Raw genomic sequence first — 14,074 nt, 5'->3', positions numbered from 1 at the left:
ATAAAGATACTCAAATTAAGCCTTTGCGGATTCGGCCAGACTCCATGCCTTGGCTTGCAACGCCTTGGCACGATCGTCGTATTTCGAGTCAACCAACTTCATCTCATCGTCGGTCACATCTTTAAATTCACTTGTAATCAGTTCACGCGCACGGTCCGCAGACAAGGCCAGGATTGCGCCAAATTCGTCGTATGCCAGTGCTGCAAATGCTTCAACGGTCTTGATACCAGCCAGACCCAGCTTGCCGGCGGTAATGCGGTCCATGCCTTCCAGACCCACCAACGCCTCGTCCATGCCTTCCAGACCCTCTTCCGAAGCAATCGCTTCGGTAACCAGCGCATCACGCGCACGGGTACGGAGTTCATTGACGGTATCTTCGTCAAACGATTCGATTTCCAGCATTTCGGAAATTGGCACGTAAGCGATTTCTTCCAGACTGGCGAAACCTTCTTCCACCAGAATATCGGCCACTTCCTGGTCGACATCGAGCTTTTCCATGAACAGGATGCGCACGGCAGCCGTTTCCTGGGCAGCTTTGTCAGCCGATTCTTCGGCCGTCATGATGTTGATCTTCCAGCCGGTCAGGTCCGAGGCCAGGCGTACGTTCTGGCCGGAACGGCCAATCGCGATCGCCAGGTTTTCTTCATCCACGACGACATCCATCGCGTGTTTTTCTTCATCGACCATGATCGACGACACGTTCGCCGGCGCCAGGGCGCCGATGACGAACTGCGCCGGATCTTCCGACCACAGCACGATGTCGACACGTTCGCCACCGAGTTCGCCGGTGACAGCCTGCACGCGCGAACCGCGCATGCCGACGCAAGTACCGATCGGGTCGATGCGCTTGTCGGCCGTGTAGACGGCGATCTTGGCGCGCACGCCGGCATCGCGGGCTGCGGATTTAATTTCCAGCATGCCTTGCTCGATTTCAGGCACTTCCAGTTCGAACAGCTTCATGATGAATTCCGGCGCGGTGCGCGACAGAATCACTTGCGGGCCGCGCATGTTGCGGTCGATACGCAAGATGAAGGCACGCACACGGTCGCCGATACGCAGATTCTCTTTCGGGATCATCTGGTCGCGTGGCAGACGCGCTTCGATCTTGCCCGATTCAACGATGGCGTCGCCGCGTTCCATGCGCTTGATGGTGCCGGTGACGAGCGAATCGCCGCGTTCCAGGAAGTCGACCAGAATCTGTTCGCGTTCGGCGTCACGTACGCGCTGCAGGACGACCTGTTTGGTATCCTGGGCGAAACGGCGGCCGAATTCGACGGATTCGATCGGTTCTTCGATGTGGTCATCGACTTCGATATCGGAAATCTGTTCTTTTGCCTCGAAATGCAGGATCTCCTGATCCGGCAATTGCAGGCCCGCTTCATCGGGCACGACGTGCCAGCGGCGGAACGATTCGAATTCGCCCGTTTCGCGGTCGATCGAAACGCGGATGTCTACCTCACCCTCATACCGTTTCTTCGTGGCTTGCGCCAACGCGAATTCGAGGGCGCCGAAGACGACATCTTTATCGACGTTTTTTTCGCGCGCCAGCGCGTCAACCAATAATAAAACTTCGCGGCTCATGCTTTGCGTCCCTTAAAAACCACCTGCGGCACCAAGCGTGCCTTATCCACATCGGCGAGCGTAAACTCCAACATCGCCGGACCATCCTTACCTTCAAATTCCAACGACAATTTATCGCCCACGGGTTCTTGCAGAATCCCCTGGAACGATTTCCGGTTGTTCGTACCCGGCATCGCCACAGTCAGCTTGACGATGATTTCCTGGCCTGCGAAACGGACGAAGTCTTCCAGCTTGCGCACCGGACGATCGAGACCCGGGGAAGAAATCTCGAGACGCTCGTAAGGAACGTTCTCTACCGTCAACACATGCGATAACTGGTGACTCACCGTGGCACAGTCTTCGACCGTGATCGGACCTTTTTCAGCGGCATCGGCGGCGCTGAAATCAATAAAGACGCGCAGCAGTCCGCGCTCGGCACGTTCGACATCAACGAGCTCATAGCCCAGACCAGTAACTGTCTTTTCAATTAATCCCAACTGCTGCAAGAAATTCTCCAGAAATAAGGCCCGTTTTCGGCATGACAGCACCGCAATGAGCGCCGACACCATGCAAAAACACGCATTCAAGTCATATATGGCCCCTTGCGGAGCCATTACAAACGGTTCAACAAAAAAAAAATGGGCATCTGCCCATCTTCTTGTATTTCCCCAACCAGATGAAAGCACTCCCCACCAAACAACCCTGCGGAGAACTTTTATTAGGCTGCAGATTATAACCTCTTATTAACTTCGCCGCAATGCCGCACACGAGGAGCGGCCCGGCTTACAACAGTTACAAGAGCGCGCACCCGCGGCAGATCAGCGGGCGCGCAAGAAGAAACTCTTCCGATTAACCTTTGCTGCGGCGGCGCGGCATGCCATCCATGCCGCCACGATCCATGCCGCCACGCGGCTGGCCACCGGAACGCGCTTGTCCACCGGCGCCACCGCCCGCATTGCGGCGCGGACCCGTGTTGGCAAAGCCGAATGCCGTTTGCAGCGGATCGGGCTGGCGCGGACCGCGCTGCGGTGCGCGGCCTTCGCCACCACCGGCCGGACGGCCCTGGCCCTGGCCCTGGCCTGCCGCACGCGGCGGACGACCCTGGCCTTGCGGCGCGCCCTCGAACGATGCCGACGAACGGGGCTGGCCGCCCTGGAACGGACCTTGCGGCTGGCCGCGGCCAGGGCCACGCGCTTCGCCTGGACGGCCGGTGCCGCCTGGGCGGCCCTGGCCTTGCGGACGGGCAAACTGGCCTTGCGGCTGGCCACGGCGCGGCGCGACCGGGAACGGATCGGCGTTGCGGTTGCTTACATCGATGCGGTTGCCATTCGGCTCGTCATCGCGGCTGGCCTTGCGCGCTTCGCGGCCCTTGGCGGCGCCAGCGGCACGGGGGTCGCCCGATGCCGGCATTTTCTTTTCAATGCCGTAGGCGGTCAACAGATCGCGCACGGTGTTTTCATCCATTTCTTCCCAGCGGCCGCGTTTCAGGCCGCTCGGCAGGGTCATCGCGCCGTAGCGGGTACGGATCAGACGCGACACGGTCAGGCCGATGGCTTCGAACATGCGGCGCACTTCGCGGTTACGGCCTTCGCCGATCACCACGCGGTACCACTTGTTGATGCCCTCGCCGCCGCCATCGGCGATCTTCGAGAACTGCGCCAGGCCGTCTTCCAGCTCGACGCCGGCCAGCAGCTTCTGGCGCATGCCCTCTTCCAGCTCGCCCAGGGTACGCACGGCGTACTCGCGGTCGATGCCGTAGCGCGGGTGCATCAGACGGTTGGCCAGGTCACCGGAGGTGGTAAACAGCAGCAAGCCTTCCGTGTTGAAATCGAGGCGGCCAACGGCCAGCCATTTGCCCGCCTTCATGGTCGGCAGGCGGTCGAACACGGATGGACGGCCGTCCGGGTCGTTGTGGCTGACGATTTCGCCGGCCGGCTTGTGGTACACCAAGACGCGCGGCGGCTTCTTGCTGACGCGGCGCTGGATCAACTTGCCGTTGATGCGCACGTGGTCGCTCGGCAGGATGCGCTGGCCGATGTGGGCCGGCTCGCCATTCACGGACACGCGACCCGAAATGATCAGGTCTTCCATGTCGCGGCGCGAACCGAGACCGGCTTCGGCCAGCACCTTGTGCAGCTTCGGCGCGTCGTCGTCGGACGTCAGGTCGCGGCGCACGGCCACTTTCTGCATGCGGCCCGTGCCGCCCTCTTCGCTGTCGAACGCGTCGGAGGTAACGAACGAGAAGACAGCATCAGCGTCGCTGAGCTTACCTGGCGCAGCCTGGCGGCCCTTGCCCTTTTTACGGCTCTTGCCGGCATTCTTGCCAGCACCCGGCACGTCGTTGCGCGGACCGCGCGGCAGGCGCGGACCGGAAACAAGGTTGCCTTCGGCATCGAACACATCGGCGACAGGCGCGGCGGCTTGCTCTGCGGCAGCAGGCGCAGCTTCGGCCGCCTGCGGCGCTTCGGCGCGCGGCGGCTGGCGCAGTGCGCGCTCCGCCTGCACGCCACGCATCTGGCGCGGACCGCGGGTCGGGCGCGCTTCGGCCGGCTTGTCAGCGACGGCTTCGGGCGCCGTTTCAGCGACGGCGGCAGCAGCCTTGGCGGCGGCACGGGCGCGCGGCGGACGCGGCGCAGGGGCGGCGACTGCCTCGGCAGCCGCTTCCGCGGCGTCGGCCACGGCCTTCAGGGCAGGCTTGGCGCGGGTTTTCTTGGCGGCTGGCGCAGCGTCGGCAGCAGCATCGCCAGCAGCGGCGGCGACGGGCGCGGCGGCGGCCACGTCGGCTTTGGTGCGGCGCTTCGGCTTGGCAGCGGCGGTGTCGCCTGCAGCAACGGCAGCGGCCGTATCGGCTTCGATCTGGGCCTTGGTGCGGCGCTTGGGCTTGGCAACGATGGCTTCGTCGCTGGCGGTTACTGTCTCGGGTGTGTTCGGATTATTCATTCTTCGTTTCTTGGCTGTGCTGACCTGGCGCAGCGTCAACCGTTAGTTCTGGCGCAGGGTCGTGAGTGTAGGCTTCGTCCGTGGGCGAAGCATCGGGGCCGGCATCAAGGCTTGCTGTCACATCTACATCTGTCACAGCCGTATTGCTACCTGCACCAAGCTGGGGGACAAGCTCATTGCTTGCCTTGTCAAAATTTTCCTGCAGGGCCGCTTCCAGGGCTTCGAGCCCATTGCCCTGCATCTCGCTGATTTGCTGCAACGGCGGCAGCTGGGACAGCGATTGCAAACCCAGGTCATCCAAAAACTGCTTGGTGGTGGCCAGCAAGGCCGGCCGTCCCACCACGTCGCGGTAGCCGATGGCGTCGACCCAGCCACGGTCTTCCAGCATCTTGATCGTCTGCGAATTGACGGCAACGCCGCGAATTTCCTCGATATCGCCACGCGTCACCGGCTGGCGGTAAGCGATGATGGCGAGCGTTTCCAGGGTCGCCCGCGAATACTTGGGCGGCCGCTCGGGCGTCATGCGATCGAGATACATCTTCATTTCCGGGCGGCTTTGAAAGCGCCAGCCCGACGCCAGACTGACGATCTCGATGCCGCGCCCTTCCCACTCCTGCCGCAACTCTTCCAGCAATTGCTTGATCGTGTCGGCACCGACGCCGACACCGCGCACGCGACCATTCTCGTCCGCATCGACGAACAGCTTTTTCAAGCTGTGGATCGTCAGCGACTCACGAGCGCACAGCAACGCGGTTTCGAGGACTTTTTTAGCCTCAATTGTATTCATAGCAATTCTGTGCGGATGTGTGTTGCAATTCGTATGCAGAGAAAGAAATCAAAAACGTTCATTTCAACGTAACAGATGGCAGACATCGATGATGACGCCGTGCTGGGTTACTAGTTGAGGCTGTTTTTCCGACGCCTTGGCCGATGCGCGCAAAGCGGGACTAAAGCGGATGCAGTGAAAGTCCTGCCATCCATGGTGCTGGCCTTAATTAACCTTCACTAAGTAACCAGCAATGAAACGATCTCCGGAGCAGCTGCTTTTCCCGTGGCGGCGAACCAGCCAAACAGGAGAGCGACAGTCGTCGTTTCATCCAACGATGCCAATTGTACCTGATAAAAAGCGGAAAAGCGCAAAACCGGGTAAAACACGCGTTTTACCCGGCCCTGGCGCGACATATCGCCCCTGCTCGCGCATCACTGGGAGGCGAGTTTCTCCGAGAGAATGGCCGATGCGCCCAAGAAAGCTGGGTACTGCGCCGTGATGACGAAGGTCGGCACTTGCGAGACATAATTGGCGAAGCGGCCCTTGCGCTCGAAGCGGGCGCGGAAACCGGAGCGGTCGAAACGCGCGCCCAGGCGTGGCACGATGCCGCCGCCGATATAAATACCGCCCAGCGCACCCAGGGTGACGGCGACGTTGCCTGCCACGGTGCCCAGCATGCAGCAGAACGCTTCGATGACGTCGTCGCACAGCTGGGATTCGCCAGCCAGCGCGCGGCGCGTGATTTCCGCAGCAGGCAAGTCTTCCGCCGGCACGCCGGCGCGATCGGCCAGGGCGCGGTAGATCAGTTCCAGGCCATCGCCGGAAATCAGGCGTTCGGCCGAGACGTGCTCGTATTCGCGCCAGGCGAATTGCAGAATGCTCACTTCCACTTCATTGAACGGCGCAAAGCTGACGTGGCCGCCTTCGCTTTGCAGGGCGATCCAGCCGCCATGCGACGGAATCAGGCCCGACACGCCCAGGCCCGTGCCGGCCCCGATCAGGCCGATGGCCGTGTTCGGACGGGCCGTGCCCGCGCCCACCTGGTGCTTTTGCTCGTTTGATAGCTGCGGCAAGGCGCGTGCCAGGGCCGTGAAATCGTTGACCACGTCCAGGGTCGTGAAACCGCACTCTTCGCGCATGGCGCGGATCGAGAACGACCAGTGATGGTTCGTCATGCTGAGGAAATCGCCGTCGACCGGGTTGGCGATGGCGATCACGGCATGACGCACGGCTTGCCCGCCGGCGGCAGCGATGTGCGGCAGGGCCAGGTAGGCTTGCAGGGCGGCGGACAGGCTCGGGTAATCGGCACAGGGCAACACTTCCACCAGGGTGATGTGGCCAGCGGCCACTTCCAGGGCGAAACGGGCATTGGTGCCGCCCACGTCGGCCAGCAGGCGCGGCCCATCGGCGAAGGCGGAAGTCGGCAGTACGGGTGAAGACGAAGCGCTCATGATTTTAAATGATGAAGTGGGACGCATGGGACGCCAAGCTTAAAGGATGAATGCGCCCGGAGGCAAGCAAAGTTTGTAGTTTAAGTACATCAAAACAAGCCTTTATTGGTAGTTCCACTCCAAATGCAACAGGCAATGCCAAAATTGCTTAGAAACAATGATTTATAGTAAGTGCTTGCACTCATCAGGCGCGAGAAAAGCATGCTGCACAGCAGCAGGAGTCGCCCTGAAAACAGAGTATGCCGGAGTTTGCGCAAAGCCGCTTTGTACACGGCAGCGCTGGTGCGTCGCTGCCGTCCTGACGGCGCCGCAAAGGTGTTTTCGTATTATTACTACCGTTTTTATTGCCCGCCTGGCGTACCGGAGGCAGCGCAGATCAGGAGGGCAAGCCTTCGCCCAGCAAGCTGGCGGGGGCCGGCTGGTCCGAGCGGTAGGCGGCGTTCCAGGCATCGAGGCCGCCATGCAGGGGCTTGGCCCGGTGGAAGCCGTGCTGGTGCAGCAGCTTGGCCACTTGCGCGGCCGTCACGTCGTTGGGGCAGCTGCAATACACGATGATGTGGCGGTCCTTGTCCATGGCGATCATGGCGGGCACGGGTTCCTTGCCATTGAAGAACAAGGCGCCCGGCACGGCCGGTTCCAGCGCCTGCGCCGTGGCGCTGCGCGCGTCGACCATCAGCGGCTCTTCGCCCTGCTCTATGAGTTCGAGCAATTCATCGATGCCGATGCGCTCGATCTGCAAGGCCTGGCGGAAACGCCGGCGTTCGAGGAATTTGTACAGCAGGAACAAGCCCAGCAAGGTCGCCAGCATCAGCAAGGCCGTGCTGCCCATGGTGCTGAGCAAATCGAGCACCTGCTGCACGCTGGCATGGAAAATCACGCCGACGACGATGCCCGTGCCGCTCCACAGCAAGGCGCCCAGGCCCGCGTACAGGAAGAACAGGCCAGGCGGCGTACCCAGCGCGCCCGACATGGGCGCGGCCACGGTATTGAATCCCGGCACGAACTTGGAGACGATCAGGGCTTTCGGGCCCCAGCGCTTGAATTTGTCTTCCGTCTGGCTGACGCAGTAATCGGGCGACAGCGAGATGCGGCACAGCAGCCGCAGGATGCGCTTGCCGAAATGGCGGCCCGCGCGGAACCACGTAAAGTCGCTGATCAGGCAGGCACTCAATGCGGCGGCCAGCACCAGCGCCCCATTCATGTCGCCATCGACGGCCAGCGCTCCCGCCACCACGAGGATGGGAAAGGCGGGAATCGGCAGGCCGAGCTGCTCCACCAGCACGATGCCAAAGACAATCAGGACACCGTAATGTTCGAGCAGATAAATGAGGTTGGGCATGGCCGCTATCTTACCGTAAAAGCGTGTTTAGATTTGCACGCCCTTCGGTATGGCGCTGAGCAGGGTGCGCGTGTACGGATGCACGGGATTGCGGTACAGCTCATCCGAATCGGCCAGTTCCACCACTTGCCCCTTGTGCATCACCATCACCTGGTCGGCGATGTATTTCACCACGGATAAGTCGTGCGAAATGAAGATGTAGGACAGACCGAATTCATCCTGCAAGTCCTGCAACAGATTGAGCACCTGCGCCTGCACGGACACGTCCAGCGCCGACACGGATTCGTCGCAGACGAGGATTTCCGGCTGCATGGTCAGGCAGCGGGCAATGGCGATACGCTGGCGTTGGCCGCCCGAGAACTCGTGCGGATAGCGGTGGAAGGCCTGTTCCGGCAAGCCGACCTTGTCGAGCAGCCAATAGGCTTTGGCGATGCGTTCCTTGTCATCGGCGCCGATGTTGTGGATGCGCATCGGTTCGAGCAAGATCTGCCCCACCGTAAAGCGGGGATTCAGGGACGCATACGGATTCTGGAAGATGATCTGGATGCGGCGTTTATAGGGCAGATACTCCCTGTTCGGCATGGCAATCAAATCCTTGCCGTGGAACATGGCCGTGCCGCCCGTTGCCTGGTGCAGGCGCAGCAGGGTCAGGCCCACCGTCGTCTTGCCGGAGCCGGACTCGCCCACCACGCCCAGGGTCTTGCCGCGCGGCAAAGTGAACGACACATCCTTGACGGCCTGGAATTCGCGCTTGCCGAACAGGCCTTCGCGCGTATAAAAGCTCTTGCTCAGATTATTGACCACCAGCACGGGCTCGTCGCCCGGCGTATAGCCGCGCGTGCGCTGTTTCACCTCGACGCCGGGGCCGGCCTTGCCCTCCATATAATCGGCAATCACGGGCAGGCGCCACGGGCGCTCGTCAAGCGATGGGCGGCAATGCAGCAGGGCCTTGGTATAACTGTCTTGCGGCGCCTCGAACACTTGCCGCACCTCGCCCGTCTCGCGCACTTCGCCGTGGCGCATGACGATCACCTGGTCGGCGATCTCCCCCACCAGGCCCAGGTCATGGGTAATGAAGAGCACGGACATCTGGTGTTTCTTTTGCAGCGCCGCGATCAAGTCCATGATCTGCTTCTGGATCGTCACGTCCAGCGCCGTCGTCGGTTCGTCCGCGATCAAGAGTTTCGGTTCGCAGGCGATCGCCATGGCGATCATCACGCGCTGCTGCTGGCCGCCCGACATCTGGCTCGGGTAGGCGTCGATCTTCGTGGCCGGGTCGGGAATGCCCACTTCTTCGAGCAGCGCCAGGGTGCGCGCCCGCGCCTGCTTGCGGTTCATGCCCATGTGCTGGCGCAACACTTCGGCGATCTGGAAGCCGACCGTAAACACGGGATTGAGCGACGACATCGGCTCCTGGAAGATCATCGAGATATCCTTGCCGCACATGGTGCGCCGCTCGGCGATCGACAGTTGCAGCAAATCGCGCCCGCCGAAATAAATGCTCGAGGCGGGGTCGATGATGGTGTTATCCGGCGGCAACAAGCCCATCACGGCCAGCGAGCTGACGGACTTGCCGCTGCCCGATTCGCCCACCAGGGCGACGGTGCTGTTGCGCGGCACGTTGAACGAGATGCCCTTGACGGCTTCGAACGTGGTCTTCTTGTCCAGGCGGAAGGTGACGCGCAGGTCGCGCACTTCCAACAGGTTATTCTGGTCCATGAGCAACTCCTATTTCACTTTGGGGTCGAGCGCATCGCGCAAGGCATCGGTAAACAGCGAGAACGCCGTCACCAGCACGGCCATCGCCGTGGCGGCGGCCGTCAGTTGCCACCATTTGCCCAGGATCAGTTCATTTTGTGCCTCGTTGAGCATGCTGCCCCACGACACGGTGCCCACCGGCACGCCAAAGCCGAGGAAACTCAGAATCACTTCCGCCTTGATGAAGCCCACGACCAGGATCGACATTTGCACCAGGGCCACGTGGCTTACGTTCGGGAAGATGTGGGAAAACATCTTGCGCCAGTGCGAGGCGCCGATCGCATCGGCCGCCATCACGTATTCGCGCGCCTTGTGCTTGATGTATTCGGCGCGGATCAAACGGTACGGCCCCGTCCAGCCCGTCAAGCCAAGGATCAGCACGATGGTCAGCACGCCCTTCTGTTGCAGCACGGCCGCCACCGTCAGGATCATCAGGATCGACGGGATCGACGTGAAGATGCTGTAGAACCAGTTGAAGAAGTCATCGACGACGCCGCCGAAGTAGCCCGACACGGCGCCAAACAAGGTTCCCAGCACGACGGCCAGCAAAGCCGCCACCAGGCCCACGACGATCGACGTTTCACCGCCCTTGATGGTTTTCTGGATGATGTCATGGCCCCACTTGTCGGCGCCGAACGGCAGTGTCGCCGCCTTGTGCGTGACGAGTTTCTTGGCCTTGCCCATGCCGGCGCGCAAGGCCGTCAAGTCGTCAGCCAGCGGGTCGGTGACACCGTACATCTCCACGCCAGCCGATGGATTACTACCCATCTGGGCGCGCAGTTCGGCGATATCGTCGGCCAGCGGATCGAGCACGTTGACGGGTGTGGGCGCGCTGCGCTCATCGGCCAGGGGGATGGCGCCGTCGGCGGCCACGTCCTTGTCGGCGCCCACAAACGTGGGCGGCGCGTAGCTGACAGCCACTTCGTCTTCCCAGTTCGAGGCCACCAGGCCGCTGGCGGACGCCAGTACCAGCAGGAAAAAAGCGCCGACCACGGCCAGCGATACCATTGCAATCTTGTCACCGCGCAAACGGCGCCACGCCAGGGCCCACAGGCCGGGCGATGTATGAGGTTTCGACATCGTCTCTTTCTACTTCAGTTGTACGCGAGGATCGACCGCCTGGTACAGCAGGTCGGTGAGCAGGTTGAAGAGCATGGTGGCGGCGGCAACGTACACGGTGATCGCCTTGATCACCGGAAAGTCGCTGCGCTCGACGGCCAGGATCACTTCACGCCCGATGCCGGGGATGCCGAAGAAGCGCTCGAGCAGGAAAGCGCCGATCAGCAGGGCCGGCAAGTTCGACATCACATAGGTAATGATGGGAATGCCGGCGTTGCGCAGCACGTGCACCCACATGATGCGGCCTTCCTTGAGGCCCTTGGCGCGCGCCGTGCGCACGTAATCCTGGTTCGCCTCGTCGAGCACGAAGGTGCGGAACAGGCGCAGGGTCGGCGCGATCGAGACAGCCAGGCCGATCAAGATCGGCAAGGTCGAATAGCGCAGCAGGTTTTCCCAGAAGCTGTCGCCCCAGCCCTGCACGGGGAACAGGCCCAGTTTATAAGCAAAGCCGTACTGGAAGACGATGATGTAGACGAGAATGGAAATCGACATGCCCACCGTGCAGGCGATCATGACGGCGCGGTCCGTCAGCGAGCCGCGCACGAAAGCGATCGCCAGCGCCAGCGCCACGCCAAAGAACGTTTCCAGCACGGTCAGCGGGATCAGGACCATCATCGACGGCCCCAGGCGCGAAGTGATGATGTGCGACACGGATTCCCCCGTCGCCCAGCTCTGGCCGAAGTCGAACGTGACGATCTGCTTGATGAAGATCCACAGTTGCACGTAATACGGCTGGTCGACACCGAGCTGGCGGCGGATGTTGGCGATGCTTTCCGCACTAGACATCTTGCCGGCCAGGATGTAGGCGGGATCGCCGCCCACCCAGTTGAACAGGATGAAGACCAGCAGGACGACGCCCAGCATGGTGGGCAGCATCTGCCACAGACGTCGCAGGATATAAGCGAACATAATGATTCCTTGTTTTTATAAGCCGCGCTTATTTAGCAGCGGGGGCCGGAGTAGCAACCGGCGCACCCGTGCTGTCGATATCCATGAAGGCCCATTCCTGGAACAGGATCGGGTGCTTCTTGTAGCCTTGCACCGACTTTTGCGCCAGCATATTGCGGTAGCGCGCATAGCCGATCAGGGCGCCCGCGTTCACTTCCAGGCGGCGCGCCATCTTGTGGAACAGCTCGTCACGCTCGGGACTGGCTGGCATGGCCTGGCTGGCTGCGTACCACTTGTCGTATTCTGGATCTTGGTAGCAGCCATTGTTGTTCTGGTGCGTGTTCGGGCCGTAGAACAGCTGCATGAAGTTGTCGCCGTCCGGATAATCGGCCAGCCACGGCGCCGTGCGCGTCTGCATCTTGCACTGCTTTTCCGTTTTCAGAATGTCGGAAAAGATCATGCGGTCGTTTTCCATGCGGATGCCCAGCGAGTTGTAGGTCTTGCGCCACATTTCCGCCTGCAGCACGCCATTGGCTTCATTGCGCGAAGCGTAGCGGATCAGCAGCGGCTTTCCATCAGGCAAAGTGCGCCAGCCATCGGCGCCCTTCTTGTAGCCGAATTTGTCCAGCAGTTTATTCGCCAGCACGGGATCGTATTGCAGCAGGGATTTGTAGTGCGGATCGTAGCCGACGACGCCGGGCGGGATCGGATAGTCGAGGCGCTTGGCCTGGCCATTCCAGATGATGCGGATTTCTTCATCGATATTGTGCGCCATGGCAATGGCGCGGCGCAGGGCGATCTTTTCCTTGCCGAAGCCTCCTAATACAGGGTCTTGCATGTTCCAGTAGTAATAGCTGATTTCCGGGTCCAGCAAGCGCGACAGTTGCACGCCCTTCTCCGCCAGCTCGGGACGCAGCTTGCCGTTGAGCAGCGCTTTCGGCGCCAGCGGGCCATCGAGCCAGAACACGTCCGTGCCGCCGCTCTGGAATGACAGCCAGCGCGACTGGTCTTCGATCATCACGGAAATTTCGATGCGGTCGATGGCGGGAATGCGCTTGCCCTGCATCTGGCGCACGATGCGCTGGTCGTCGGGATCGTCGCCAGCCAGGAAATTCCACGTTTCCGGCAAGTGCTGCGGGTTGCGGTTCAGGACGATGCGGTTGCCGCGCGTCCATTCACCCAAGGTGTAGTAGCCGGTCCCGACGGGATTCGAGCCCACTTCGCCCTTCACGTCGCCATACTTTTCCACCACTTCGCGCGCCACGGCGGACGTGGGCACGTAGGCGAGGATCATGGGGAAATTGAAATCGGTCTTGGTCAGTGAAATGCGCAAGGTGTACGGGTCGAGGATTTCCAGGCCGGCCACCTTCTTGCTGTAGTCGAGCTTGTTCGACTTGGCCGCGTCCTTGGCCAGGTCGTCCAGTCCCACCACCTTGCCTTCGAACAGCCAGCTGTGCGGCGAGGCCAGGCGCGGATCGAACAGGCGCTTCCACGAATAGACGTAATCGGCCATCGTCAGTTCACGGCGCTTGCCGCCAAACGCGGCGTCGGGCGTGTACAGGATGCCTTTTTTCAGGCGGATGGTGTAGGTCTTGCCGTCGGCCGACACTTCCGGCATGGCGGCGGCCGCACCGGGCACCACCTTGACGGGGCGCGCCAGGTAATCATAGGTGTACAGGGTGTCGAAGACGGCCTGCGTGATGTGGTTCGAATACAGGTCGCGCGCGGTGGCCGGATCGAAGCCAGTCTCGGCGGCCGGCAGGATATAGCGCAAGGTTTTGACCGGCTCGGCCGCGGGGGCAGAGGTGGCATCTGCCGCCGCGGCAACGGCGGCCAGCGGCAGGGTGGCCAGGCAGGCGAGCAGCGCCACGCGCCGCATCCATGGTGACTTCATGTAATACCCTTCATCTCGATTATCTGTCGCACCGTATTGGTGCGCTTGTACTGGCTTCCCCCTGGGATACAGGATTCCACCGCCAAAACCAGTCCATCCTCGCAAGATCTATGCCTTGTTCGCAGCCAGCCGCGCCGATGCATTGACGCGCTGGAAAACGCGTAACGATAACGCATATTCTGTTCGCCGGGCGAAAAGCCGCGGCACTTCTGGCGTGCGCAGCAACAAGCACCGGCGCTACCGGGGAAATTTGCCGCACCGCAACATAGCCCGGCCAATGCCGCGCAAAAGCGCATTGGTGGAAACCCTTATGTCCGTGAATGAGCGCACTTTTTATCGGCGGGCAGAAAACGCAT

11 protein-coding genes are annotated in these 14,074 nt (G+C 61.5%); all 11 read right to left on the bottom strand.

Features of this window, described 5'->3' with window-relative positions:
* Positions 1-15: 15 nt before the first annotated feature.
* Positions 16-1,581, bottom strand: coding sequence for a transcription termination factor NusA (gene nusA / locus GYK42_RS24205; protein ID WP_034782529.1), 1,566 nt, complete (start codon positions 1,579-1,581; stop codon positions 16-18).
* Complete coding sequence (gene rimP, locus GYK42_RS24200) at positions 1,578-2,066, bottom strand: ribosome maturation factor RimP (RefSeq protein WP_034760462.1); 489 nt, start codon at positions 2,064-2,066, stop codon at positions 1,578-1,580. The genes nusA and rimP overlap by 4 nt, the downstream gene beginning before the upstream one ends.
* Positions 2,067-2,409: 343 nt before the next feature.
* Positions 2,410-4,500, bottom strand: a complete 2,091-nt coding sequence (rluB, locus tag GYK42_RS24195) for a 23S rRNA pseudouridine(2605) synthase RluB (RefSeq protein WP_166449562.1) — start codon at positions 4,498-4,500, stop codon at positions 2,410-2,412.
* On the bottom strand, positions 4,493-5,287 hold the full coding sequence (gene scpB, locus GYK42_RS24190) for an SMC-Scp complex subunit ScpB (protein ID WP_046685399.1): 795 nt from the start codon (positions 5,285-5,287) through the stop codon (positions 4,493-4,495). The genes rluB and scpB overlap by 8 nt, the downstream gene beginning before the upstream one ends.
* A gap of 218 nt (positions 5,288-5,505) precedes the next feature.
* On the bottom strand, positions 5,506-5,682 hold the full coding sequence (locus tag GYK42_RS24185) for a hypothetical protein (RefSeq protein WP_166449561.1): 177 nt from the start codon (positions 5,680-5,682) through the stop codon (positions 5,506-5,508).
* Positions 5,683-5,700: 18 nt separating this feature from the next.
* On the bottom strand, positions 5,701-6,720 hold the full coding sequence (locus tag GYK42_RS24180) for a glucokinase (protein WP_046685400.1): 1,020 nt from the start codon (positions 6,718-6,720) through the stop codon (positions 5,701-5,703).
* Positions 6,721-7,096: 376 nt separating this feature from the next.
* The gene (locus tag GYK42_RS24175; RefSeq protein WP_034760160.1) at positions 7,097-8,059 is read right to left on the bottom strand and encodes a VTT domain-containing protein; all 963 of its coding nucleotides are present in this window, start codon (positions 8,057-8,059) and stop codon (positions 7,097-7,099) included.
* 27 nt (positions 8,060-8,086) lie between these two features.
* A complete protein-coding gene (locus GYK42_RS24170) occupies positions 8,087-9,778 on the bottom strand; it encodes an ABC transporter ATP-binding protein (protein WP_166449560.1) in 1,692 nt (563 codons plus the stop codon).
* Between the two features lie 9 nt (positions 9,779-9,787).
* Entirely contained in the window at positions 9,788-10,897 is a 1,110-nt protein-coding gene (locus GYK42_RS24165) for an ABC transporter permease (RefSeq protein ID WP_128140440.1), read from the bottom strand.
* 9 nt (positions 10,898-10,906) lie between these two features.
* Entirely contained in the window at positions 10,907-11,845 is a 939-nt protein-coding gene (locus tag GYK42_RS24160) for an ABC transporter permease (protein ID WP_034782513.1), read from the bottom strand.
* A 28-nt stretch (positions 11,846-11,873) separates the two neighbouring features.
* Positions 11,874-13,718 carry an ABC transporter substrate-binding protein gene (locus tag GYK42_RS24155; RefSeq protein WP_240943786.1) on the bottom strand — a complete coding sequence of 615 codons (1,845 nt, stop codon included), beginning with the start codon at positions 13,716-13,718 and terminating at the stop codon, positions 11,874-11,876.
* Between the last annotated feature and the right edge of the window lie 356 nt (positions 13,719-14,074).

This window comes from Janthinobacterium lividum, from assembly GCF_011601275.1.
Classification (GTDB): Bacteria; Pseudomonadota; Gammaproteobacteria; order Burkholderiales; family Burkholderiaceae_D; genus Janthinobacterium; species Janthinobacterium lividum_E.
This window is presented reverse-complemented; position numbering and strand designations above follow the sequence as displayed.

Coding starts and splice junctions, on each gene's coding strand:
- nusA (WP_034782529.1), bottom strand. CDS start 1,581: ATGAGCCGCGAAGTTTTATTATTGGTTGACGCGCTGGCGCGCGAAAAA.
- rluB (WP_166449562.1), bottom strand. CDS start 4,500: ATGAATAATCCGAACACACCCGAGACAGTAACCGCCAGCGACGAAGCC.
- scpB (WP_046685399.1), bottom strand. CDS start 5,287: ATGAATACAATTGAGGCTAAAAAAGTCCTCGAAACCGCGTTGCTGTGC.
- GYK42_RS24185 (WP_166449561.1), bottom strand. CDS start 5,682: ATGTCGCGCCAGGGCCGGGTAAAACGCGTGTTTTACCCGGTTTTGCGC.
- GYK42_RS24180 (WP_046685400.1), bottom strand. CDS start 6,720: ATGAGCGCTTCGTCTTCACCCGTACTGCCGACTTCCGCCTTCGCCGAT.
- GYK42_RS24175 (WP_034760160.1), bottom strand. CDS start 8,059: ATGCCCAACCTCATTTATCTGCTCGAACATTACGGTGTCCTGATTGTC.
- GYK42_RS24170 (WP_166449560.1), bottom strand. CDS start 9,778: ATGGACCAGAATAACCTGTTGGAAGTGCGCGACCTGCGCGTCACCTTC.
- GYK42_RS24165 (WP_128140440.1), bottom strand. CDS start 10,897: ATGTCGAAACCTCATACATCGCCCGGCCTGTGGGCCCTGGCGTGGCGC.
- GYK42_RS24160 (WP_034782513.1), bottom strand. CDS start 11,845: ATGTTCGCTTATATCCTGCGACGTCTGTGGCAGATGCTGCCCACCATG.
- GYK42_RS24155 (WP_240943786.1), bottom strand. CDS start 13,718: ATGAAGTCACCATGGATGCGGCGCGTGGCGCTGCTCGCCTGCCTGGCC.